Origin of the sequence: Polynucleobacter sp. MWH-UH23A, assembly GCF_040409805.1 — a bacterium.
Taxonomy (GTDB): Bacteria; Pseudomonadota; Gammaproteobacteria; order Burkholderiales; family Burkholderiaceae; genus Polynucleobacter.
The window spans coordinates 479,896-504,074 of sequence record NZ_CP099572.1 but is presented as its reverse complement, the minus strand read 5'-3'; the positions used below and the strand labels follow the sequence as shown (position 1 = coordinate 504,074).

Here is a 24,179-nt window from a genome sequence, read left to right as displayed (position 1 = left end):
TAGTAGCTCAAGCTGGGAAAACGCCCGTAGATAAGTAACGATCCCCGCGATCACAAACAATAAAGACAATCGTAGCATTTTCAACCTGACGGGCGATGCGCAAAGCAACAACCAAAGCGCCACCCGCAGAGATACCACAGAAGATTCCCTCTTCTACCGCTAAACGTCTTGCCATATCTTCTGCATCTGCTTGCGTTACATATTCGATACGATCAACACGCTCGCCTTGGTAAATCTTCGGTAGATATTCTGGAGCCCATTTACGAATACCTGGTATTTGCGAACCCTCTTCAGGTTGCGCACCAATAATCTGAATATTGGGATTCATGGACTTTAGAAAAGTTGATACCCCAGTAATAGTGCCAGTAGTACCCATCGCTGAAACAAAATGAGTAATCTGACCATCGGTATCGCGCCAAATCTCAGGCCCTGTAGTTTCGATGTGTGCTCTAGGATTATCAGGATTAGCAAATTGATCAAGCAATCTTCCACGACCCTCGCGCTGCAATTGCAATGCGTAGTCCCTTGCAAACTCCATACCGCCTGAAGCTGCCGTCAAAATTAATTCGGCGCCATAAGCAGCCATACTTTGTCGACGCTCAATACTCTGATTTTCCGGCATCACCAAAATCATTTTGTAGCCCAACATGGCGGCAGTCATTGCTAGAGCAATGCCGGTGTTTCCGCTAGTAGCCTCAATTAAGGTATCGCCGGGTTTAATTTCGCCACGCTCTTGCGCGCGCATGATCATCGACAGCGCAGGTCGGTCCTTAACCGACCCGGCTGGATTGTTGCCCTCTAACTTACCCAGAATGACATTGTTGCGATTGTCATTTTCCAATCCTGGAATACGCTGCAAGCGCACCAAAGGCGTATTGCCTACTGTTTGTGAGATGGTTAGGTAAGAAGGTCTACTCATAGACTGATTTTAGCCGTAAGCACACCTAAACGCGAAAGGGTCTAATTTCTGCGATGTGGCGCTGCACGCTCCGATGAATTTCGCCCATTAGCCTGATGACGCGAATGACGCCGGCTAGAGGCTCCCCCTTCTTTCTGCGTACGCCCATTGGGCTCCCGAAAAGAGCTTGGTGCCTCAATGGTTAATCCGTTATCCACCATTTTTTCAACCGATCTCATACCAATACCACGGACCCGCTTTTGCAAATCATTAGCATCCTGAAAATGGCCACCATCTTGACGCTCCGCAATAATCGTTTTTGCCTTAGATGGACCGATACCTTTAATGCTTTCTAGTTCAGATTGAGTAGCAGTATTGACATTAATAGGTGAAGCGTTTGCCATACCTACAATACCTATACCCAAGCCCAATCCAGAAATTGAGAGTACTGCTGAGACCACAACAGATCTCATCATATTTTTAGCGCTTCCAAAATTGATGTTTTTCATACATTCTCCAGAGATCAATAAAAAATCCACGGGCACAAAGTGCACGTGGATCATTTACAACGAAGATGTATAGATCTAGTTGACTGGCTTATAGTGGGTTGGCCAAGAAATCAGAATTTGCTTCTAGCCATTCAATATAACGGCTGACACCCTGCTCCACATTCAGGAAGGGCTCTGTATATCCAGCGGCTCGCAGTTTTGTTAAATCAGCTTGCGTGAAACACTGATATTTACCTTTGAGTGCGCCCGGAAATGGAATGTATTCAATGGCCCTTTCTTTTACCAACTCTTGAAGGCTTGCAGGCTTCGCTTTATCCAGTTTGCGCATTGCGTTGGCTACAGCATGAGCAACATCATTAAATGGCTGCGCACGACCGCTACCTAAATTAAAGATGCCGCTAATTTCTGGGTGATCTAAGAAAAAGAGATTCACTTTAACGACATCTTCAACCGATACAAAGTCACGACTTTGTTCGCCTGGTCCATAACCACCATATTCACCAAATAGTTTTACATGACCATTTGCTTTGTATTGATGATATTGATGGAATGCTACGGATGCCATGCGACCTTTATGTGATTCGCGTGGACCATATACGTTGAAATAACGGAAGCCCACCACTTGTGCAGTATTGGCATTTTCAGCAAAACGCTTGCGCATCACCTGATCAAACAAGAACTTTGAGTAGCCATAGATATTCAAAGGCTTCTCATGCTCACGACTTTCAACAAACACATCGGAACCGCCATAAGTAGCAGCAGATGAGGCATACAAGAGCTGAACCTTTTGAGCAGTGCAGATATCTAGCAAATCCATGGTGTATCGATAGTTATTCGCCATCATAAAAATGCCGTCAGTCTCCATGGTATCGGAGCAGGCGCCCTCATGAAACACTGCTTTTACCTTACCAAAGCGACCATTTCTAAATGCTTCTAGAAACTCATCCTTATCTAGGTAATCAATAATGTCGAGATCGGCTAAATTGCGATATTTATCAGCCGGACGTAGATCGTCAACAGCGATAATATTTTTTTCACCGCGCACATTTAAAGCCTGAACGATATTTGCGCCAATAAATCCTGCGGCGCCAGTTACGATAATAGTCACTGTAATTCCTCTGAAGTAACGGTAGCAGTACCCAGCTTACCAACCACAATTCCACCAGCGCGATTTGCCAACGCCATCGCCCGCTCTAATGGCCATCCAGCTGCTAGAGCAACTGCCAAAGTAGCAATTACCGTATCGCCAGCACCAGATACATCGAATACCTCTCTAGCTTGCGCTTTGACATGACTGACACCTGCCTCGGTATATAAACTCATCCCCTCTTCAGAGCGGGTAAGCAATAACGCCTGAAGGTTAAGAGACTTTCTGAGATCTTGCGCTCTCTTGGTGAGATCCTCTTCACTAGTCCACCGCCCAACCACTTGACGCAGTTCGCTGCGATTAGGCGTCAAAACGGTGGCGCCACGATATTTCTCATAATCTTCGCCTTTAGGATCAACCAAGATCATTTTGTTTTGCGCTCTAGCCTGCTCAATCATATGAGCGACTTGACCTAAAGCCCCTTTACCGTAATCCGACAGAATCACAACATCAGCAGAGCCAACTAATTTTTCAAAACGCTCTAACTTGTGCGCTAGCGCTTTCTCACTGGGAGTCTCTTCAAAATCCAAACGGATTAATTGTTGCTGGCGTGCAATCACACGCAACTTCACAATCGTTGGAACTTTCGCATCAATCTCAAGCTGACTATCAACACCACCAGACTGCAGCAAATTGATAACGCGTTCACCAGGCTCATCCTGACCCACTATTCCAAGAATGGTTGTTTTCGCACCAAGAGCCGCCACATTTCGGGCCACGTTCGCAGCGCCTCCTAAGCGCTCATCAATCTTGCCAACTTGGACCACTGGTACAGGCGCCTCGGGTGAAATACGGTTGGTATCGCCAAACCAATAACGATCAAGCATGACATCCCCTACTACTAGTAGACGTGCCTTAGAAAATTGTTCGCGATTGGCTTTTTCCATATAAATAGCTTTTGCTAATGACTTGCTTAATTATGTCGCCCAATGCCGTGGTATTCAATACCCAACTCTTGCATTGCTTGTGGCTCATACAAATTACGTCCATCAAAAATAATGGGGCGAGTCAATTTTTGGAGAACCACATCAAAATCGGGGCTACGGAATGCTTTCCATTCTGTAACAATGATCAACGCATCTGCACCATCAAGCGCATTCATTGGGTTATCCACCATGGAAACGTTTTTCAGCCCCTGTGGATTACTCTGAAAATCCAACTCTAAAGCATGCTTCGCTTCGGGCATTGCCACTGGATCGTGAGCAATAATCGTAGCACCACGCTTAACCAACTCAGAAATAATGACGCGACTTGGAGCTTCGCGCATATCATCGGTATTTGGCTTGAATGCTAGACCCCATAAAGCAAATTTCATATTAGAAAGATCTTTACCAAAACGCTTTTCAATCTTTTCTACCAACACATACTTTTGAATCTCGTTTACCGCATCAACAGCACCGAGAATTTTCAATTCTCTGCCATGTTCCTTGGCAGTCTTTGATAGTGCGGATACATCTTTTGGAAAACAGGATCCACCATAACCAGTACCGGGATACAAAAAGCCAAAGCCAATGCGCGAATCCGACCCAATACCTTGGCGCACTGCCTCGATATCCGCACCCACCAAGTCAGCCAGATTGGCCAACTCATTCATGAAGGAAATACGTGTTGCTAACATGGCATTAGCAGCGTACTTGGTTAACTCCGCACTCTTTACATCCATGTAATAGGTGCGCTCATGGTGACGATTAAATGGCGCATAAAGTTTACGCATCTGCTCTTTCGCGCGCAGACCCGCTGGTGTATTTTCTGTGCCAATCACAATCCGGTCTGGGCGCATAAAGTCTTCTACCGCAGCACCCTCTTTCAAGAACTCTGGATTAGATACCACGGAACAAAGATCGGCAGATAAATTCCGCTTCTCAAGTTCTTCGGTAATAGCTGCTTGAACTTTATCTGCCGTTCCAACTGGGACAGTCGATTTATCGACGATAACTTTTGGGGTAGTCATATGACGACCAATATTGCGCGCTGCGGCAACAACATACTGCAAATCAGCAGAGCCATCTTCATCAGGAGGAGTGCCTACTGCGATATATTGAATATCACCATGCGCTACTGAAGCAGCGATATCTGTGGAGAACTGTAATCTACCAGCGGCACGATTACGCTCAATCATTTCTTTTAGGCCAGGCTCATAAATAGGCACGCCACCAGAATTGAGAATTTCAATCTTCTTTGGATCCAAATCCAAACAAAAGACATTGTTACCCTGCTCAGCGAGGCAAGCACCAGTAACCAAGCCTACGTAACCACTTCCAACGATTGTAACTTTCATTGCGTCTCTTATTTTCTATAGTTCATTACATTAATGGGCCACTTGGAGCAACCCCCTCTGAGCGTCTTGGTGAGTATGCCTCCCAATTATTACAACCTGGGCACTGCCAATAGAATCTGCGCGCACGGAAACCACAATTGCCACAGGTATAACGAGCCAAACTCGTTGTCCGTTGGCGCAGGAGATTCAGTATTGACTGCAACTCCGAGAGTCTTTCTGGGTTGGCATTGCCTTCTTCTAGTGCAAGGCGTGTTTCAGCGAGTTTTGATAAGGCGCTCAAGCTAGGGGAATGTTGCATTACCTCAGACAACATTGCATTGGCAGCCTCTGGCCCGCGAATCTTCATCAGCTGCTTATGTACGATATCCAACAGCTCGCCAGTAGCCTGTGTTTTCAAAAGTGTGCAGAGACGATCTAAGCCTTCAGATTCTTTTCCTAAGGCAGTATGAGCAAGCATCCAGCGATCCGCCAACAGGTGCATATAAGCAGGATGTGAATCAGCAACTAGACCCCATACCTCAATGGCTTGAGCAGGACGCTCCATCGACATTAAATAATCGCCCTGCAAAATAAGGCCACGCGCGTGATTTGGTACTGCTTGCAAAGCACGTTGAATAGATTGCTCAGCTTCATGTAAGTCTTTACGACGCAGTGCGTCTTGGGCTAGTTCGCAATGGAATTGAGCAATTTCAATGCGATGTGATTTACCTTGAAGACCTTCAAGCTCAGAAGCAGCAATGATCGCTTTTTTCCAATCACGCTCTACCTGATACATCTCTAACAAACTCTCTTTTGCTGGGACAGCGTACTTGCCATCGCCCACACGATTGAGAGAGGCTTCTGCGCGATCAAGCAGTCCTGCACGCAAGAAGTCACGACCTAATTCATAGGCAGCATGATCTCGATCACGCGGTTTTAAGTCATCACGATTAGCTAAGTGTTGATGCACCCGAATAGCACGTTCGGTTTCACCACGACGACGGAATAAATTTCCCAAAGAAAAATGCAACTCGATAGTTTCAGGATCTAACTGCGCAATCTTGACCAAGGTCTCAATGGCTTGATCTGGTTGCTCGTTTAACAAAAGGCTCAAGCCTTTAAAGGTGGAGCGCTGTTGACGCATGCGCTCACGCTCATCCATACGATTCTCCAATCGCAGATCCCAACGGGAGGCAAGCCAGCCAATACCAAACATGACTGGTAGCAACAATAACCAAGATGTCGCAATTTGAATCATGCTTAGCAAAAATCCAATAAAAAAATGGTCCGAATGGACCACTGAGGTTGAGCCTGAATACTAGGCACCAGTACCCTCTTTCGGGCTCGCCTGTTTCAAAGGCTTATAGTCCACTCGCTCACGCAACTCTTTGCCAGGCTTAAAGTGCGGAACGCGTTTTTCCGGAATCAAAACTTTCTCACCAGACTTCGGATTGCGACCGGTGCGCGCAGGACGATGGTGAAGCACAAAACTTCCCACGCCACGCAACTCGATACGCTTACCTTCAGCCAAGGCTTGAGTCATTGTGTCCAGCAATGTTTTTACCGCCAACTCCACATCCCTAGGCAATAGCTGCGGAAACTGTTCCGCTAAGCTCTCCACTAGTTCGGAGCGGGTGATCGCTTGTTGCTCTTGATCTGTCATGATCTATCAATAAAATATCGCCGCCTTCCTCACGGAAAGCGGCGATATTGATTTAGCCTTGATTGTCCAATTTTGCTTTTAACAAAGCACCCAAATTGGTTGTGCCAGACTGCGCATCACCTTGGAGCTTGCTCATTGCATCTTGTTGATCAGAGCTGTCTTTTGCCTTAATTGAAAGGTTGATTGCACGTGACTTACGATCAATATTGATGATCATTGCAGTTACGCTATCGCCCTCTTTCAATACATTGCGAGCATCTTCAACACGATCTGTTGAGATCTCAGAGGCACGCAAGTAAGCTTCAACTTCATCAGCTAAGTGGATGGTTGCGCCTTTGGCATCAACACTCTTAACAGTGCCAGTTACCATTGCGCCCTTGTCATTCACAGAGGTGTAGTTATTGAATGGGTCACCAGACAATTGCTTGATACCGAGAGAGATACGCTCTTTCTCAACATCGATTGCCAATACAGTGGCTTCAACTTCATCACCTTTTTTGTACTTCTTAACAGCTTCTTCGCCTGGCTCATTCCATGAGAGGTCTGAGAGGTGAACCAAGCCATCGATACCGCCAGGCAAGCCAATAAACACACCAAAGTCGGTAATTGACTTGATTGCGCCAGAAAGTTTGTCGCCTTTTTGTTGTGAACGTGCAAACTCTTCCCATGGATTTGCTTTGCACTGCTTGATACCCAAGCTAATACGACGCTTGTCTTCATCGATATCGAGAACCATGACTTCAACTTCGGTACCCAATGCAGTAGCCTTGCTTGGAGCAACGTTCTTGTTAGTCCAGTCCATTTCAGAAACGTGTACCAAACCTTCGATACCGCTTTCGATTTCAACGAATGCGCCGTAATCAGTTAGATTGGTCACTTTGCCGAATAAACGGGTATTTGGTGGGTAACGACGAGCGATACCGACCCATGGATCATCACCAAGCTGTTTCACACCGAGTGAAACGCGATTCTTCTCTTGATCAAACTTCAAGATCTTCGCAGTTACTTCTTGGCCAACAGTCAACATCTCGCTTGGGTGACGCACACGACGCCATGCCAAATCGGTAATGTGCAAGAGACCATCGATACCACCAAGATCAACGAATGCGCCGTAATCAGTGATGTTCTTAACGAGGCCAGTAACTACTGCGCCTTCTTTCAAGTTAGACATCAACTTAGCACGCTCTTCACCTTGGCTGGCTTCAACCACTGCACGACGTGACAACACAACATTGTTACGTTTACGATCAAGCTTGATAACCTTAAACTCCATCGTCTTACCTTCGTAAGGACTGGTGTCTTTGATTGGACGTGTATCAACAAGTGATCCAGGCAAGAATGCGCGGATACCGTTCACCATTACTGTCAAGCCGCCTTTAACCTTACCAGTAACAGTACCGGTAACGATTTCTGCTTGCTCGAGAGCTTTTTCCAGATTCAACCAAGAGGCCAAACGCTTCGCTTTATCGCGAGAGAGGATGGTGTCGCCATAGCCGTTCTCAAGAGCGTCAATAGCAACAGAAACGAAATCGCCAGGAGATACTTCAATCTCGCCAGCGTCGTTATGGAATTCTTCAACAGGAATAAACGCTTCAGACTTTAAGCCAGCGTTAACAACGACGAAGTTATGGTCGATGCGAAGAACTTCAGCCGAAATAACTTGGCCGGTCTTCATATTCGATCGGGTTAATGATTCTTCAAATAGTTCTGCAAATGATTCAGACATGTATATTCACTTTGTGCCGCCAGAAGGCCCGACGGGTTAGGTTAAAAAAGCCTAAAGAAACACGCTAAAGAAATAATCGCGTTGTGGAGTTTCCCAAGACACCAAAACTACTACTTACAACTACAGCTCACTACCTACTACTTACAAAACTGAGCTAAACAATTGCAGATTGATACCAATCTAAAACTGTCTTAACCGCTTGATCTATCGATAAATCTGATGTTTCGAGCACTTTTGCACCGTCTGCGACTAACAAGGGGGCGGTGCCTCTACTACTATCTCTAGCATCACGCTCCTGCAAATCTTGCAGCAAGTCCTCAAGTTTAGCAGAAATTCCCTTAGCTATCAATTGCTTATAACGACGCTCGGCTCTTGCGGCAGCTGTTGCAGTCAGGAAAACCTTCAAAATCGCATCTGGAAATATGACACTAGCCATATCTCGACCATCGGCCACCAAGCCCGGAGATTGCCGAAAACTGCGCTGCAAGCCCACCAAAGCGGTACGCACCTCTGGATGAACCGCTACCGCAGAGGCCCTCAAGCCGATGTTTTCTGTGCGAATAGCCTCAGTCACATCTTCATTATTTAAGAAAACTTGATTATTTTTGAATGAAATCAATAACTTAGGAACTAAATAACCTAACTCTGGACCATTTTTAGCATCCATGCCTTCTTTCTCACCAGCCAGGGCCACCAAACGATACAAGGCGCCGCTGTCTAAATAATGAAAGCCTAACTTTTGAGCTACTAGGGATGCAACCGTTCCCTTACCGGAAGCGGTAGGTCCATCAATGGCAATAACTGGAAATTGACTCATTAAATTACGCAACTACCGTCGCAAATTCCGAGAAGTAGGTTGGGAAAGTTTTCGCCACACAGTTCGGATCATTAATCTTGAGCGCGTTCGGACCAAACGCAGCCAATGAGAAACACATTGCCATACGATGGTCATCGTAGGTATCAATGCCTTCACTTGGAGATTTCCAATCACTGAGTGATGCTGGTGCTTGCACCACAATGTAATCGGCGCCCTCCTCAACAACTGCACCAATTTTTTTTAACTCTTTCGCCATTGCTGCGATCCGATCGGTTTCCTTCACGCGCCAGCTAGCAATATTGTTTAAGCGTGTTGGACCATCAGCAAATAAAGCGGCAACCGCTAGAGTCATTGCCGCATCTGGAATTTCCGTGCAATCTAAAGTGATGCCATTGAGTTTGCCATTAGCATTTGTTACGCCAGCAACTTCTACCCAATCTTCACCAGCAGTAATCTTGGCGCCCATTAAGGCAAGCGCATCAGCAAATGCCACATCCCCTTGAATACTGTCTTTTCCAACACCTAATACGCGCACTGGGCCACCGCCAATAGCGCCCAGAGCCAAGAAATAAGAAGCAGAGGAAGCATCGCCTTCAACCGATAACTGGCCAGGACTCTTATAAACCGCATCAGATGTTTTAGCTGGAATCACGAATGACTGCGCATCAGGACAAGCAACAGTCACACCAAATCTAGCCATCAACTTTAAAGTGATATCAATGTATGGACGTGAAATTAATTCACCTACCACTTCAATGCGTACTGGTTCAGTTGCTACCAAGGGCAAAGCCATTAGCAAAGCAGTTAAGAATTGGCTCGATACATCACCGCGTACTTTCACCACATCTTTAATCTGAATAGGTGAGGCCAAAATCTTAATCGGCGGATAACCCTCTTGCAATTCGTATTCAATCTTTGCGCCTACTTGACGCAAACCATCAACCAGATCACGGATCGGTCTCTCGTGCATACGCGCAACGCCTGAGAGGCGATAGTTACCGCCTTGCATTGCTAGAGCTGCAGTTAATGGTCGAATGGCAGTTCCCGCATTTCCCATAAAGAGGTCTGCATCTTGCACAGGAAATTTCCCGCCGCAACCCTCAACTACGCAAACATGATTGTCTTTATCAGTGACTGTGAGACCTAGCTGGCGCAGGGCATTACGCATGACTTGGGTGTCATCAGCATCTAATAAGTTTTTAAGAGTCGTAGTTCCAGAGGAAAGTGCTGCAAGTAATAACGCGCGATTAGAAATACTCTTCGAGCCTGGTAAGACAATCGAGCCTTGTGCTCGCTTGAATGGGCCAATACTGATATCAGGCAAACCACTCATTCAGATGCATCCAAATCTTGGCGCGCCTTACTTGCCTTATTGAATAATTTCTCTAAGCCCGCACCATCATTTTCCGCAATCAATTTACGCATGTGATTGACGATTAATAAATATTGATCAAGCTCTTTCAGAATGGCGGTGCGGTTACCAAGGCAAATGTCACGCCACATTTCTGGGCTAGAAGCGGCGATGCGCGTGAAATCTTTAAAGCCAGCACCAACATGATCCAGCTTTTGATCTGCATCCTCAGAGTTCACCACACTAGCCATTAAGGCGTAAGACAAGATGTGTGGCAAGTGTGAGACTGCTGCATAAATGGCATCGTGCTGCACAACGCCAATTTTCTTCACCACAGATCCTACTGACTCCCAAAATCCAGTAATCAACGCAGTATCTTCTGGTGAGTTTTCCTGTAGGGGGCAAATGATGGTTTGTTTCCCTTGGAACAAATCTGCCTTAGCTGCGCTAGCACCATGTTGCGCACCACCGGCAATCGGATGTGCTGGCACGAACTGACAAGCTTTCTTTCCTAAAACTTCTTTAGCCGCCAAAATGATATCACCTTTAGTGCTGCCAGTATCCGTAATCATGGTGCGCGACTCTAGATGGGGCTCTATTGTTTCAAACGCGGCTCTCATCTGCGCTACTGGTACACAAAGCACAATGACATCTGACTGCTTTGTAGCTTCTATCAAATCCACTACGCCATCAATCGCACCCATCTTTTGTGCTTGATCTAAATTTTCTTTACTACGACCAACGCCCAAAACCTTTGTGACCACCCCTGCTTTCTTAAGAGCCAAGCCAAGTGAGGCACCAATCAAGCCAACGCCCACAATGGTGACGGTGCCGTAATTGCTTACTGGATTAATGATGGTCATTCGCCCGCCAAAATTGCTTTTAATGCATCAATAAATGCTGCATTCTCTTGCGGCAAACCAATTGAGATACGCAACCACTGCGGAAGACCATAGTTACCAACTGGACGAACAATAATGCCGCGCTTGAGCAAAGCTAAATTCATGCGCGCGCCAGCTTGATCATCATCGCCTACCTTCACCAATACAAAATTACCTGCTGATGGCAAATAGCGAAGTCCTAGTTGATCAAATGCTTTCGTGAGTTGTTGGTAACCAGCGCAATTGAGCTCAAAGCCCTTTTGTAAAAACGCCTTGTCCTGAAAAGCGGCAATCGCTGCAGCTTGTGCAAGGCTATTCACATTGAATGGCTGACGAATGCGATTTAATAAATCCGTTAAATGTGGCTGAGCAACCCCATAACCAATGCGCAAACCTGCAAGACCGTAAGCCTTAGAAAAGCTGCGCGACAGAATCATATTCGGAAAACGCTTCACCCAAGCGATAGCATCGTAACGCTGCTCAGGCGTGAGATATTCGTTATAAGCCTCATCCAACACCACTACAACATGCGATGGCAGCGCCACTAAAAAATCTTCAATCTCTTTTGCAGTGAGATAACTTCCCGTGGGATTGTTTGGGTTGGCCACAAAAACCAATTTCGCTTTATCACCTGCAGATTTGACAGCGGCTAGCATTGCTGGCAAATCATGTCCGTAACTTGAAGTTGCCAAAACTTCTACTGCTTTTGCCCCAACAGCCTGAGTGGCAAGCGGATAAACAGCGAATGCATGCTTAGAGAAAATCACCTCGTCGCCTGCTTGCGCAACTGCGCGCGCAGCTAATTCCAAAATATCGTTGCTGCCATTGCCCAGTGTTATCCAATCAGGCGGCACACCTAAAGAGCTAGATAAAACATTCTTTAACTCGAATCCATTGGAGTCAGGGTAACGACCCAAATCGCTTGCAGCTTTGAGCATCGCATCCTGAGCAGACTTTGGCATTCCCAAGGGGTTTTCATTGGACGCTAACTTCACGATCTTGTTTTCATCAAGACCATACTCACGCGCGACTTCACTAATTGGACGGCCGCCAACATAAGGGGCAATCGCATGAATATGTTTTAGGCCGATCTTAGAAGTCATTCGAATTTACTAAATGGTTTGCTGATTAATCTTTTAAAAACTACTAGGCACTTGCTTACGCAGAATGAGGATAAGAGCCAAGATTCTTATAAAACGCAGCCACTTCCTTTAGCTCATTTAAAGCAGCAACTACCTTCGCATCATCAGCATGACCAGCAATATCAATATAGAAGTGATATTCCCAAGTGCCTTTGCGCGCTGGACGAGACTCAAAGCGGTTCATAGAAACGCCATGTTTTGCCAATGGGGCTAGCAAACGATGTACTGCACCTGGCTGGTTATCCACAGACAGTACTAATGATGTTTGATCTTTTCCTGTGGGTTGGCAAGCATAGTTACCCACAATTACAAAGCGGGTGCGATTGTGTGGATCATCCTGAATTTGCGCAGCTACTGCTTGTAAACCATAGGCTTCTTGTGCGGGATCACCAGCAATAGCAGCCAATGTTGGATCATTCGCAGCCAAACGGGCCGCCTCAGCATTACTGCTGACAGCTTGGCGCTTTAACTGTGGCGCATGTACGCTTAACCACTGCTGACATTGAGCTAAAGCCTGCGCATGTGCACATACTGTAGTCACACCATCTAAGTTGCCACTCTTTGTTAACAGGTGATGGCGAATAGGCAGAACAACTTCTCCACTGATTCGCATGGAAGAATCCAATAACAAATCAAGCGTGCGTGAGATGGCACCTTCACTTGAATTTTCAACAGGCACAACCCCAAATTGCGCCGCACCCTTCTCAACCGACTTAAATACCTCATCCAAGCTAGCACAAGGTAAGCCAGCAATTGAGTGGCCAAAATAGGTCTGTGCCGCTTGCTCAGAAAATGTCCCTACCGGTCCGAGATACGCAATTGTTTGGCGCGCTTCTAAGGCGCGGCAAGCAGACATAACTTCGCGCCAGATGGCAGCAATGCCGTCAGTCAACAAAGGACCTTGATTAATCTCTTGTAAGCGCGCAACAACTTGACGTTCGCGCTCTGGACGAAATACCGGCGAGGAGAATCCACCTTTGACGTGACCCACTTCTTGAGCCGCTTTAGCACGCTGCGTTAGCAAATCTAAAATCTGGGCATCTAAGGCGTCTATTTTTTCACGTAATGGCGCTAGGCGCTGTTCTTCAGTGCTCATTAAGCCCGCCTTTCAAAGTCGCGCATAAATTCAACTAGGGCTTTTACACCCTCAATCGGCATTGCGTTGTAAATACTGGCGCGCATACCACCTGCTGCTTTGTGGCCGCGCAAAGCCACCAAACCTGCAGCATTCGATTGCGCCAAAAACTCCGCATTCAAATTTTCGTCTTTCAAGAAGAAAGTCACATTCATGCGTGAACGATATTCTTTGGTAACGCGGTTTTCATACAAACTGCTTTGATCAATGAACTGATAGAGCAAATCTGCTTTTTCTTGATTACGTTTTTCAATTGCTTTTACGCCACCCTGTTTTAAGAGCCACTTAAACCCAAGGCCTGCCATATAAATGGCAAATGTAGGAGGCGTATTGATCATTGATTGTGTATTGGCTTGTATAGCCCAATCCCAAATGGTTGGGGTAATACCCATACTGTGACCGATTAGATCCTTGCGAATAATCACAATCGTGACACCAGAGGGGCCAATATTTTTTTGCGCGCCACCAAACCAAACAGCGCACTTATTTACATCCATCTCTTTGGAGAGCATGTTGCTTGAGATATCAGCAACCAAAGGAATACTTCCCACATCCGGTACATCAGGAAACTCAACGCCACCAATGGTTTCATTGGCACAGTAATGCACATAGGCAGCATCACTGGATAATTTCCAACTCGATCTTGGCGGGATCGTATTAAATTTTTCTGCAGCGGATGATGCCGCTAAATTTGCAGTACCGTACTTTTGTGCTTCTTTGTAAGATTTTTCAGACCAAATACCAGTCACTAAAAAATCCGCCTTGGGACCATTCTTTGCCAAGGGCATCAAGTTCATTGGAATCGCTGCATTTTGTCCAAGACCACCACCTTGCAAAAGCAAGATCTCATAGGTATCAGGTATGCGCATTAAGGTGCGGAGATCTTGCAAAGTCTCTTCATAGACTTCCATGAACTCTTTGCTGCGATGACTAATTTCCATCACGCTTGTACCAAGCCCGCGCCAATTCAACATCTCATCCGCAGCCTGCTTCAATACCTCTTCAGGCAAGGTAGCAGGCCCCGCAGCGAAATTGAAGATGCGGTGATCGAAAGTCATCGCCTTACTGGTCTTGATCAGCTACTGGATCCGTAGATGCATCGCCATCTTCAGCATCGTCAGCACCCTCCTCATCTGAGTCACTCTCAGCAATTCGCTGCAAGCCAGATAAACGGGTGCCTTCGTCGACGTTTATCAAGGTAACACCTTGAGTAGCGCGACCCATCTCACGAATCTCAGAGACGCGAGTGCGAACTAAAACGCCACCAGTAGTAATCAACATAATTTGATCTTCTGGTGATACTAGTGCTGCTGCAACTACCTTACCGTTACGCTCAGTTGTCTGGATCGCAATCATGCCTTTAGTACCGCGACCATGACGCGTGTATTCAGCGATTGGAGTGCGCTTGCCATAACCATTTTCTGTAGCAGTTAGTACGCTGCTTGGAATAGCAACGCCATTCTCATCAACTACCGCTATTTGCGCGCCCTCTGCAGCTTCTGCAGGCGCTACCAACATGGCAATCACTTGATGTCCTTCGCCTAAGTTCATACCGCGCACACCGCGTGCGGTACGGCCCATTGGGCGCACATCGTTTTCATCAAAGCGAACTGCTTTACCTGCATCAGAGAACAACATTACGTCATGCTGACCATCGGTAATCGCAGCGCCCACTAAGAAATCATTTTCGTTGAGGTCAACCGCAATAATGCCGGCTTTACGTGGGTTAGAGAAGTCAGACAAGCGTGTCTTCTTCACTGTACCTAGACGAGTAGCCATGAATACATAGTGATCATCTTGATAGCCCTTAATCGGCAGAATCACGGTGATCTTTTCACCTTCAATCAATGGGAACATGTTGACGATTGGCTTACCACGCGATGTACGACTACCTTGTGGAACCTCCCACACTTTGAGCCAGTACATGCGGCCACGATCAGAGAAGCACAAGATCGTGTCATGCGTATTCGCCACGAACAGAGTGTCAATCCAATCCTCGTCTTTTGTAGCTGCAGCTTGCTTACCGCGACCACCGCGTTTTTGTGCGCGGTATTCGCTCAGAGGCTGACTCTTCATGTAACCAGTATGAGAAAGTGTCACCACCATATCTTGTGGAGTGATCAAATCTTCAGTGAAGAGCTCGGTTGCATTCATCTCAATGAATGAACGACGACCGTTATCTGTGCCGGCGGCACCAAATTCAGATTGAACTTCTTTCAGTTCATCTTCAATCACTTGGGTCACGCGTTCTGGCTTTGCTAACAAATCCAACAAGTCAGCAATTTCCGCCATCACTTCTTTGTACTCGTTAACAATCTTGTCTTGCTCAAGACCAGTCAAACGTTGCAAACGCATTTGCAAAATTTCTTGCGCTTGGCTATCAGAAAGACGATAGAGACCAGTACTTTGCATGCCGTACTCAGGCAACAAACCTTCTGGACGATAAGCGTTGCGACCACCTGGAGTATCACTCTCAGCGCGTGCCAACATCTCGCGCACCATAGAAGAATCCCAAGCCTTACCCATCAACTCTTGCTTAGCAATGACAGGGTTTGCAGCCGCTTTAATAATTGCGATGAACTCATCAATGTTTGCTAATGCAACAGCCAAACCTTCAAGAACGTGACCACGCTCACGCGCTTTGCGTAATTCAAAAATCGTACGACGTGTAACTACTTCACGACGATGTTGCAAGAAGTACTCAAGCATTTGCTTCAGGTTCAACAAACGTGGTTGGTTATCTACCAAAGCCACCATGTTCATGCCGAAGTTATCTTGTAATTGAGTGCTCTTGTATAAATTATTGAGAACGACTTCAGGCACTTCGCCACGCTTGAGTTCAATCACAACGCGCATGCCAGATTTATCTGATTCATCACGTAAATCAGAAATGCCTTCAATTTTTTTCTCATTCACTAGCTCAGCAATTCGCTCAAGCAAGTTTTTCTTGTTTACCTGGTAAGGCAACTCATCCACGATGATGGCCTGACGGGATCCTTTGTCCAAGTCCTCAAAATGGGTCTTAGCGCGCATCACTACGCGGCCACGGCCTGTACGGTAGCCCTCACGAACCCCCTGAAGACCGTAAATAATGCCAGCGGTCGGGAAATCCGGGGCTGGAATGATCTCAATCAGCTCATCAATTGAGCATTCTGGGTTGTGAAGTACGTGCAAACAGGCTGAAATCACCTCATCCAGGTTATGGGGAGGAATGTTGGTTGCCATGCCCACAGCAATGCCAGAACTGCCATTTATCAGCAAATTTGGCACTTTGGCCGGCAAAATCAGGGGTTCTTTCTCGCTACCATCGTAATTTGGCCCAAAATCGACGGTTTCCTTGTCTAAATCGGCCAAAAGCTCATGGGCGATCTTACGCAGACGAATCTCGGTATATCGCATTGCAGCAGCGTTATCGCCGTCTACAGAGCCAAAGTTACCCTGGCCGTCAACCAGCATATAGCGCAGAGAGAAATCCTGGGCCATACGAACGATGGTGTCATACACCGCAGAATCACCGTGCGGATGGTATTTACCGATCACATCGCCAACTATACGGGCAGATTTTTTGTAAGCTCGGTTCCAATCGTTGTTTAATTCATACATCGCATACAAGACCCGGCGGTGCACCGGTTTGAGGCCGTCACGCACGTCTGGCAGGGCTCTGCCGACGATGACGCTCATTGCGTAGTCCAAATAGGACCGCCGCATTTCGTCTTCGAGGGATATTGGTAGTGTTTCTTTAGCGGCTTGTTCCATCTAGAAATAATATCATTTTGATGACAGAGGGGCGCTATGCTAAGATTCTGTCAGTTTGTACGAAATTGAGATGTGTCGCTTTGCAGTTTTAGCTTTAAGGTAGGGCGAATTACATTTAAGTTTGACTTTAATTAAAAAAGAGATTTTTGAGGACTAAAAATGAACAAAACCCTAAAACTGGTACTTGCTGGTGTAATTACTGTTGCCGCTACTGCTGCTTCAGCTCAAAACGTTGACAACTGGGTCAACTCAACTGGTACAGCCTGGAAAAACGGTGATGGCCAATTGTGCTGGCGCGATAACAACTGGACACCTGCTACTGCAGCTAAGGGTTGTGACGGTGCATTGACTGCTGGTACTGCAGCTGCTGGCGTTAGCCAAAGCAAAATCACTTTGCAAGCTGACACACTTTATGATTTTGACAAAGCAACTTTGAAGCCAGAAGGAATGGCTACATTGGACAAAATCGCTGCTGACTTGAAGAAAATCAAGTTGGAAGTGATCATTGCTGTTGGTAACACAGACAGCGTTGGTACAGATGCATACAACATGGCTCTCGGTCAGCGTCGTGCTCAATCTGTTAAGACATACCTCGTAAGCAAGGGTGTTGACGGTAGCCGCATCTACACAGAATCTAAGGGCAAGAGCAATCCAGTTGCATCAAACGCAACTGCTGAAGGCCGTGCTAAGAACCGCCGTACAGACATCGAAGTTGTTGGTACAGCAGCTAAGTAATTCTTTTTACTTGTAAAAAAGCCCGCTTACAGCGGGCTTTTTTATTTCCGCTATATTCATCACATACACATTCTTTTTGCATTAAGTACAAGTCCAACATGAACGTCGATCAATCAGAAATCGCCAAATTTAGCGCCCTAGCCCATCGTTGGTGGGATCCCAATAGCGAGTTCAAACCATTGCATGCGATTAACCCATTGCGTTTAAATTGGATTAAATCATTTGTGTCGCTTGAGAATAAAAAAGTAGTTGATGTAGGTTGCGGTGGTGGCATCTTGGCTGAATCTATTTCTCAATCTGGTGCAGATACAACTGGCATCGATTTATCTGAAAAAGCGCTCAAAGTCGCCGAGCTTCATGCATTAGAAGTTGGCGCTAAGCTCATCTATCGCTCAATCTCTGCAGAAGATTTAGCAGATGAGCAACCTGAACAATATGACGTAGTTACCTGCATGGAAATGCTTGAACATGTACCTGATCCTGCATCTGTAGTCCGTGCATGTGCCAAACTATGCAAACCAGGGGGCACTTTATTTTTCAGCACCCTAAACCGAAATCCAAAGTCTTACTTATTTGCCATTGTTGGAGCTGAATACATTCTGAAGTTACTACCTAAAGGTACGCATGAATACGCTAAATTCATTAAGCCTTCGGAGTTAGTTGCGTTTACGCGTCAGGCAGGATTGCAAATGCTCGGTATAAAAGGTTTGGGCTACAACCCTCTCACTCAGGTCTACAGCCTCAGCGATGATGTAGATGTGAACTACATGATTGCGGTTCGTAAATGAGCAGTTTTAGCAGCCCCTTTCATGGGGTGTTTTTTGACTTAGATGGAACCTTAGCGGATACCGCCCCAGACCTAGTAGCGGCCACAAACAAGCTTCTAACAGCCCGCAATTTAGATCCCAAGCCTTATCAATTCCTTCGGCCTTATGCCTCTGCAGGAGCGCGAGGATTGCTAGAGGGCGCTTTTGGGATCGGCACAGACCACCCAGATTTCGTCACCTTAAGAGATGAATTCTTCTCCAATTATGAGAAAGCGTTGCTAGTTGAAAGCAAATTGTTTGAAGATATTGATCACTTATTGGATCAAATGGATCAAGCCAATCTCCCCTGGGGAATCGTGACTAATAAAAGCCAGCGCTTTACCAACCCATTAGTTGAGCTCATGGGCCTTCATGAGAGATCGGCTTCTACTGTCTCTGGCGACACCACGCCACACTCTAAACCACATCCAGAGCCGATCTTGCACGCAGCTAGATTAGCCAATATTGACCCTATAAAATCACTTTATGTTGGCGACGATATTCGAGATGTTATTGCTGGGAAAGCTGCTGGCATGAAAACTGTAGCAGCGGCATATGGATATTGTGGCTGCAAAGAACCACCAGAAGCCTGGGGAGCGGATTACCTCATCAATTCTCCTCTGGAGTTAGTCAACATCATTTTTCCCAATAGGGATTAAAGCAACATTCGCAAGCAATTTAAGGCTAGCGGCTTTAAAATAGAGATTCTTATGCGTGAACTCCGGGGTCGACATGGTTTCGACGTGGATTGCAAAGCATCAAGGGCATACCGAGGACCCGTTATCTCGTAAATCAATGGGAATGTAATAACTGCTAACGACGAACGTTACGCACTAGCCGCTTAATTGCGGTTGCCCCTGAACTGATTCTCTCTTGGGTCAGGTAGCGCAAGCTACATCAGGGTCATATACAAGAGATAAGACTATTTTGTGTCACGAAGAATAGTACGAAAACCAAGTGAATCGTCGGCGAGAAACGTGTCAGTCCGTGTCTAGCTGATTAAATTAAATGATATGACTAAGTATGTAGAACTTGTTGTGGAGGATTTGCGGACGCGGGTTCGATTCCCGCCGACTCCACCATTTTGAAGTCTGTAACAGCCCAACGCCACCCACTATGGTGGCGTTGTAATTTGAGCTCAAACCCTAATTTTTGTATAAATTTGATACTTATAGGCATAAAATATACTATTTAATTTATACTTATAGGCTATAATTTAACTTATTAAGTTATACCTATAGGTATCAATATGAAGAATAAATTTGCCAATTTGCAACTCCATCAAATCAATTCCACCCTTACTAAGTTAAGGGATGCTCGCCCCCCAAGCCCGCCTAGTAATGGGTGGGTTAAGGCTATTCGTGAATCTTTGGGGATGTCTGCATCCGCATTAGCGCGCAAATTAGGCGTTACGCCTGCCAGCATTATTAAGCTAGAAAAAGCCGAGGTTGATGAGAAGATTACCTTGCAAAGCCTACGCAAACTGGCTAACGCACTGGATTGTGAGCTGCAATACGCCCTAATACCGCGTAAATCTTTAGAGGAAATCTTGGAGGATCGCGCAATGGCAGTTGCGCGGGATAAATTGCGTCCTGTTTCTCATTCAATGGGCCTTGAGGATCAGGCAGTTGATCAGTCTTCCAATGAAAAGCAGCTCCAGCTCCTCGCAAAAGAGATTTTGGATGGCCCTAGAAGGAATTTGTGGTGATGCAATTTCAATATCCACCAGGAGCAACTCCGATTGATCCGGATGAGGCTCTTGGCTTAATTCCAAAACATATTCACACTCAAGCAGACCTGAATGCTTGGGAAGAATTAAATATTGTCGAGGGCGCCGCTTGGATTAGCCGTCAGAAGCTAGCTCAGAATTTAAATGAAAGTCTGGTACGCGAATTACATAGGCGCATGTTTAACCAAACATGGCAATGGGCTGGCTCATTCAGAAAAAGCGATAAAAGCATTGGCATTGATTGGGCGCAAATCTCTGTTGCCCTCAGAGATCTTTTAGATGACATCACCTATCAAATAGAACATTGCGTGATGTCTATCGATGAAATCGTAGTCCGCTTTCATCATCGACTAATACTAATTCATTTATTTCCAAACGGTAATGGACGCCATGCCCGCTTAATAGCTGATGCTTTAATAATGAATCTTGGTGGCGAAAGATTTTCTTGGGGTGCTAATACATCAATTGCTACCCCAAGCATTACACGTCAAAACTATCTGTCAGCCCTTCGCACTGCAGACGCAGGCGATATAAAACCACTACTCAGATTTGCAAGAGCGTAATCATTTTTCGCACTCAATTAAATTGATAACTCATGCCTGCTTGAAAATTAAGCGGCGCACCTGGAAAAATACCATCGGGACTTCGGCTGGCAATATATCTTTTATCAAAAAGATTGTTCACCACACCAAATACTTTCCAGGCCTTATTAATGTCGTAGTTAACGCTCCAATTTACTGTGGCAAAAGCTGGTACCTCACCAATAGTGCCAATTGCATTTTGTGCAACGGTATTAGCAGAATCCGCATATTGAGTTGAGACATAGTTCAGCGATAGCAAAGTATTAAACCCATTCTTTTGATAATTAACACCAAAATTGGAAGTTAACTCTGGCGTATACGGAATACGTTTCCCATCTTTACCTAAAGAATTGGTTCCAACAAACCGCGCAACTGGAATATATGTCGCGTTTGTGTTGATGCTCCAACCCCCACCAATCTCATACCCCAGAGATAGTTCAGCTCCCTGATGCAGGCTCTGTCCTCCATTAGCCTTGGACATACCAGAGGCAAGACTTTGATTCACAATTTGGTTGCTGAAATCCATACTGAATACAGCAGAGTCATATGAAAAACCACCAGAACGACCCCTTAATCCAAATTCCATATTGGTAGAACGCTCTGGTGCAAGCTGCTGATCTACTCCTTTGTCATCAATAGCTGTAGCCAATTGCGCAGGTGCAAAGCCTTTATAGATACTGCTGTAGATCTGCGCTTGGGGAATTAATTGCCAAGTAGCACCAATCTGTGGGACAGTTTCTATATTCTTAGCGCTACCACTTTTATTGGTGAGAACATTTGATCGAGTTTGGTTGTAGCTCTCAACACGAACACCTGGAATAATTGCAAAATCTGGCGTGATTAAAAATCGATTTTGAGCATACAGGGCAATCGAGTTAGCCTTATTCTCCTCGTGCAAAGTCAATCGACCTGAGTGAGCTAGAGTTTGAGATGTCTCCACTTGATTTGACTGCGACTCCGTGTGCAATCGAACCCCCAATTCCATCTCATTTGCGATACCAAGGGCTTTATATCCATGAGTCAAACGCGAATCTAAACCTAACATCTGAAACTCTCGATTTCGCCCAGCCTGACAGTCGGCACCTGTGTTGCATGGCTTAAACACAGTTGCATCTTGATTGCGATCCAGAATAGATTGCCTCCAATAATCTCGGTCTAATTTGCTCCAATACAGCAATGTATTGAGCTTGGTGTCTGAATTAATCTCGAGAGAATGGTTAATATCTACCGCGTTTCTCTGAGTAATAAATCGATCATTGGGAGCTGGGTTTATGCCAGAGTTGGCGGCATACTGATTAGGACGAAGCCCAACATAAGAAGTATTGATGTTGTTATCGTAGTGAGTGTATTTAAGACTTAACCACTGATTCTGATCAATTTGTAGACCGCCTTTGACTAATACGTCATACATCTTAAATCCATTATTTTGATACCCATTTGATTCAGATTGAATGAGGTTGATGCCACCAATTGCCCCATTCGCATCAGATTTGCCTCCAGCTTCCAGCTCTGCGAGTCGGTACCCAAAGTTGCCAACTTTGCCAGTCAATTTAATGCCTGATGCAGGTGTTTTACTAAGATAATTAATAACACCGCCAATATTAGAGGGTCCGTACTGCAAGCCAGAGGCACCCTTTAAAACTTCGATGCTACTAATTCGATCGATTGGAGGGCTGTAGTAAGAGGCATTTGAGATAAATAAACTCGGCTGAATTGGGGCACCATCCTCCAAAAGAGGTACCTTGGAGCTACGACTCGGATTTAGACCACGTAATCCGATGTTCGGAATAGATCCAAGACCACCCTCATCCCCTCTGATATTGACACCTGGAACGGTTCTTAAGGCATCCTGAAGTGATGGCGCCTGCAGTATTTCAAGTTGTTTCTCTGAAATAACATCAACTGTGCCAGGAATCTTATGTACCGCACTTTCTTCTCTGCCAACAATATCGATCCTTGGTAATTCTGCATCACGCGCCTTTACAGAACCTGAAAAAATACTTCCATAAAGCAGTGCGATAGATGATATCCAAGCAATCTTATTACGATCGCCAAAAGATCCCCCAATAAACTGATGTTTCATATACAACCTCCAGTGACATTAGTAAAAAATCGCTGGCTATGTGCATATGAAAATGCTGTTGCTGGCTAATAAATTGTTAAAAATTATTTAGTGAGAATAAGCTTCCTTAACTTCGTGATGCGTAGCAGATATCGCTGGCCATCATGAACAATATAAATTTGATTCTGTTTCCCCAGTAGGGCGACACTAGAAATTGTTTTGGGAAGCTCTGACTTGGCTTGCTTTGCCACACTCTCAAAAATAGGCTCTGAAATATTAACCATTCATCAACCTTCTAAGGTGAAACGCACTGGAAAACGAAAACACTCTGCGAGGTCATTATTGATTAATTGGTATGGGGTTAAAAAACGCCATTTTGATAATGCACTTAAGGCGGAGTGATCTAGGTTTCGATAGCCAGAACTTTTTTGAATCTGCGCAGTTTCTACTGCACCGCTAGAGTCTATGCATAGCCTCACTAAAACCTCCCCTTCTTCCCTTAACCGCCTACTGGCGATTGGGTAGTGAGGCTTGGGGCCGTCAATTTTTGTTGGGCGTAAATCACTCATATTACGAATTGCAGCCGTACCACCTAAACTGGGAAGCTTAGGGATGGATTCACTTTCTGTATCGGCTGATTTTTGATTATTGAGCGCTCTAGGGTCAAGAACTACAGCATCATCATGTCTCGCTTGGGTTTTTAACTTGACGCTTTGGTGCAAGTGCACAAATATAGGTCCTGTTGTCGATCCAAAATCTAATACCTCCCTCTTTCGTATATCGAACATGAATGCTCCCAATAAAAGCAAAACATGAATGAAGATGACGAAAAGAACTGCTAAGTAATTTTGATTTTGTGAACTACGGTACAAATTTAAGCCTCGAACAAATCAATCATGCACTACGAGAGATGTGTAACTACGCCACACGCATCTCAATAAGACCTGCTTAAATTTCAGCAGTTGGCATAATTTTATGAATGAA

Annotated in this window: 23 protein-coding genes and 1 other RNA gene; 6 read left to right on the top strand and 18 right to left on the bottom strand. The window is 45.5% G+C overall.

Going from position 1 to position 24,179, the window contains the following annotated elements; all coding sequences use genetic code 11:
* Window positions 1–7: 7 nt before the first annotated feature.
* From cysM to gyrA, 15 genes are all read right to left on the bottom strand, one after another.
* Window positions 8–919, bottom strand: coding sequence for a cysteine synthase CysM (gene cysM / locus NHB35_RS02720; RefSeq protein WP_353432871.1), 912 nt, complete (start codon window positions 917–919; stop codon window positions 8–10).
* A gap of 41 nt (window positions 920–960) precedes the next feature.
* A complete protein-coding gene (locus NHB35_RS02715; RefSeq protein ID WP_353432870.1) occupies window positions 961–1,407 on the bottom strand; it encodes a helix-hairpin-helix domain-containing protein in 447 nt (148 codons plus the stop codon).
* An 88-nt stretch (window positions 1,408–1,495) separates the two neighbouring features.
* On the bottom strand, window positions 1,496–2,515 hold the full coding sequence (gene rfaD / locus NHB35_RS02710) for an ADP-glyceromanno-heptose 6-epimerase (RefSeq protein ID WP_353432869.1): 1,020 nt from the start codon (window positions 2,513–2,515) through the stop codon (window positions 1,496–1,498).
* Window positions 2,512–3,441 (bottom strand): D-glycero-beta-D-manno-heptose-7-phosphate kinase, encoded by a 930-nt coding sequence (gene rfaE1 / locus NHB35_RS02705; protein WP_353432868.1) that lies wholly within the window; start codon window positions 3,439–3,441, stop codon window positions 2,512–2,514. The genes rfaD and rfaE1 overlap by 4 nt, the downstream gene beginning before the upstream one ends.
* Before the next feature lie 26 nt (window positions 3,442–3,467).
* Window positions 3,468–4,832 (bottom strand): UDP-glucose/GDP-mannose dehydrogenase family protein, encoded by a 1,365-nt coding sequence (locus tag NHB35_RS02700; protein WP_353432867.1) that lies wholly within the window; start codon window positions 4,830–4,832, stop codon window positions 3,468–3,470.
* A 25-nt stretch (window positions 4,833–4,857) separates the two neighbouring features.
* Window positions 4,858–6,069 (bottom strand): lipopolysaccharide assembly protein LapB, encoded by a 1,212-nt coding sequence (gene lapB, locus NHB35_RS02695; protein ID WP_353432866.1) that lies wholly within the window; start codon window positions 6,067–6,069, stop codon window positions 4,858–4,860.
* A gap of 60 nt (window positions 6,070–6,129) precedes the next feature.
* Window positions 6,130–6,474, bottom strand: coding sequence for an integration host factor subunit beta (locus tag NHB35_RS02690; protein WP_173955239.1), 345 nt, complete (start codon window positions 6,472–6,474; stop codon window positions 6,130–6,132).
* 52 nt (window positions 6,475–6,526) lie between these two features.
* Window positions 6,527–8,200 (bottom strand): 30S ribosomal protein S1, encoded by a 1,674-nt coding sequence (gene rpsA / locus NHB35_RS02685; protein WP_353432865.1) that lies wholly within the window; start codon window positions 8,198–8,200, stop codon window positions 6,527–6,529.
* A gap of 154 nt (window positions 8,201–8,354) precedes the next feature.
* Entirely contained in the window at window positions 8,355–9,017 is a 663-nt protein-coding gene (gene cmk, locus NHB35_RS02680; RefSeq protein ID WP_353432864.1) for a (d)CMP kinase, read from the bottom strand.
* Between the two features lie 4 nt (window positions 9,018–9,021).
* A complete protein-coding gene (gene aroA / locus NHB35_RS02675; protein ID WP_353433374.1) occupies window positions 9,022–10,341 on the bottom strand; it encodes a 3-phosphoshikimate 1-carboxyvinyltransferase in 1,320 nt (439 codons plus the stop codon).
* A 5-nt stretch (window positions 10,342–10,346) separates the two neighbouring features.
* Complete coding sequence (locus NHB35_RS02670; RefSeq protein WP_353432863.1) at window positions 10,347–11,231, bottom strand: prephenate dehydrogenase/arogenate dehydrogenase family protein; 885 nt, start codon at window positions 11,229–11,231, stop codon at window positions 10,347–10,349.
* Window positions 11,228–12,352, bottom strand: coding sequence for a histidinol-phosphate transaminase (hisC, locus tag NHB35_RS02665; RefSeq protein WP_353432862.1), 1,125 nt, complete (start codon window positions 12,350–12,352; stop codon window positions 11,228–11,230). The genes NHB35_RS02670 and hisC overlap by 4 nt, the downstream gene beginning before the upstream one ends.
* A 55-nt stretch (window positions 12,353–12,407) precedes the next feature.
* Window positions 12,408–13,487, bottom strand: a complete 1,080-nt coding sequence (gene pheA, locus NHB35_RS02660; protein WP_353432861.1) for a prephenate dehydratase — start codon at window positions 13,485–13,487, stop codon at window positions 12,408–12,410.
* Entirely contained in the window at window positions 13,487–14,584 is a 1,098-nt protein-coding gene (gene serC / locus NHB35_RS02655; RefSeq protein WP_353432860.1) for a 3-phosphoserine/phosphohydroxythreonine transaminase, read from the bottom strand. Before serC ends, pheA begins: the two co-directional genes overlap by 1 nt.
* Before the next feature lie 4 nt (window positions 14,585–14,588).
* Window positions 14,589–17,282, bottom strand: coding sequence for a DNA gyrase subunit A (gene gyrA / locus NHB35_RS02650; RefSeq protein WP_353432859.1), 2,694 nt, complete (start codon window positions 17,280–17,282; stop codon window positions 14,589–14,591).
* Between the two features lie 159 nt (window positions 17,283–17,441).
* On the opposite strand from gyrA, the gene ompA reads away from it, so the two are divergent.
* The 6 genes from ompA to NHB35_RS02620 all read left to right on the top strand — a co-directional run bounded on the left by ompA (window position 17,442) and on the right by NHB35_RS02620 (window position 21,115).
* The gene (gene ompA, locus NHB35_RS02645) at window positions 17,442–18,017 is read left to right on the top strand and encodes an outer membrane protein OmpA (protein ID WP_353432858.1); all 576 of its coding nucleotides are present in this window, start codon (window positions 17,442–17,444) and stop codon (window positions 18,015–18,017) included.
* 98 nt (window positions 18,018–18,115) lie between these two features.
* Entirely contained in the window at window positions 18,116–18,805 is a 690-nt protein-coding gene (gene ubiG / locus NHB35_RS02640) for a bifunctional 2-polyprenyl-6-hydroxyphenol methylase/3-demethylubiquinol 3-O-methyltransferase UbiG (protein WP_353432857.1), read from the top strand.
* On the top strand, window positions 18,802–19,482 hold the full coding sequence (locus tag NHB35_RS02635; protein ID WP_353432856.1) for an HAD-IA family hydrolase: 681 nt from the start codon (window positions 18,802–18,804) through the stop codon (window positions 19,480–19,482). The genes ubiG and NHB35_RS02635 overlap by 4 nt, the downstream gene beginning before the upstream one ends.
* 64 nt (window positions 19,483–19,546) lie before the next feature.
* Window positions 19,547–19,905: a transfer-messenger RNA gene (gene ssrA / locus NHB35_RS02630) on the top strand.
* A 167-nt stretch (window positions 19,906–20,072) separates the two neighbouring features.
* On the top strand, window positions 20,073–20,531 hold the full coding sequence (locus NHB35_RS02625) for a mobile mystery protein A (RefSeq protein WP_353432855.1): 459 nt from the start codon (window positions 20,073–20,075) through the stop codon (window positions 20,529–20,531).
* Complete coding sequence (locus tag NHB35_RS02620) at window positions 20,531–21,115, top strand: mobile mystery protein B (RefSeq protein WP_353433373.1); 585 nt, start codon at window positions 20,531–20,533, stop codon at window positions 21,113–21,115. Before NHB35_RS02625 ends, NHB35_RS02620 begins: the two co-directional genes overlap by 1 nt.
* 13 nt (window positions 21,116–21,128) lie before the next feature.
* Here NHB35_RS02620 and NHB35_RS02615 read toward each other — a convergent pair whose 3' ends face one another.
* The 3 genes from NHB35_RS02615 to NHB35_RS02605 form a co-directional block, all read right to left on the bottom strand.
* Entirely contained in the window at window positions 21,129–23,216 is a 2,088-nt protein-coding gene (locus NHB35_RS02615) for a TonB-dependent receptor (RefSeq protein WP_353432854.1), read from the bottom strand.
* A gap of 83 nt (window positions 23,217–23,299) precedes the next feature.
* Window positions 23,300–23,479: a hemin uptake protein HemP gene (locus NHB35_RS02610; RefSeq protein WP_353432853.1), complete on the bottom strand. Its 180-nt coding sequence runs from the start codon at window positions 23,477–23,479 to the stop codon at window positions 23,300–23,302.
* Window positions 23,480–23,482: 3 nt separating this feature from the next.
* The gene (locus tag NHB35_RS02605) at window positions 23,483–23,983 is read right to left on the bottom strand and encodes an energy transducer TonB (protein WP_353432852.1); all 501 of its coding nucleotides are present in this window, start codon (window positions 23,981–23,983) and stop codon (window positions 23,483–23,485) included.
* Window positions 23,984–24,179: the final 196 nt, after the last annotated feature.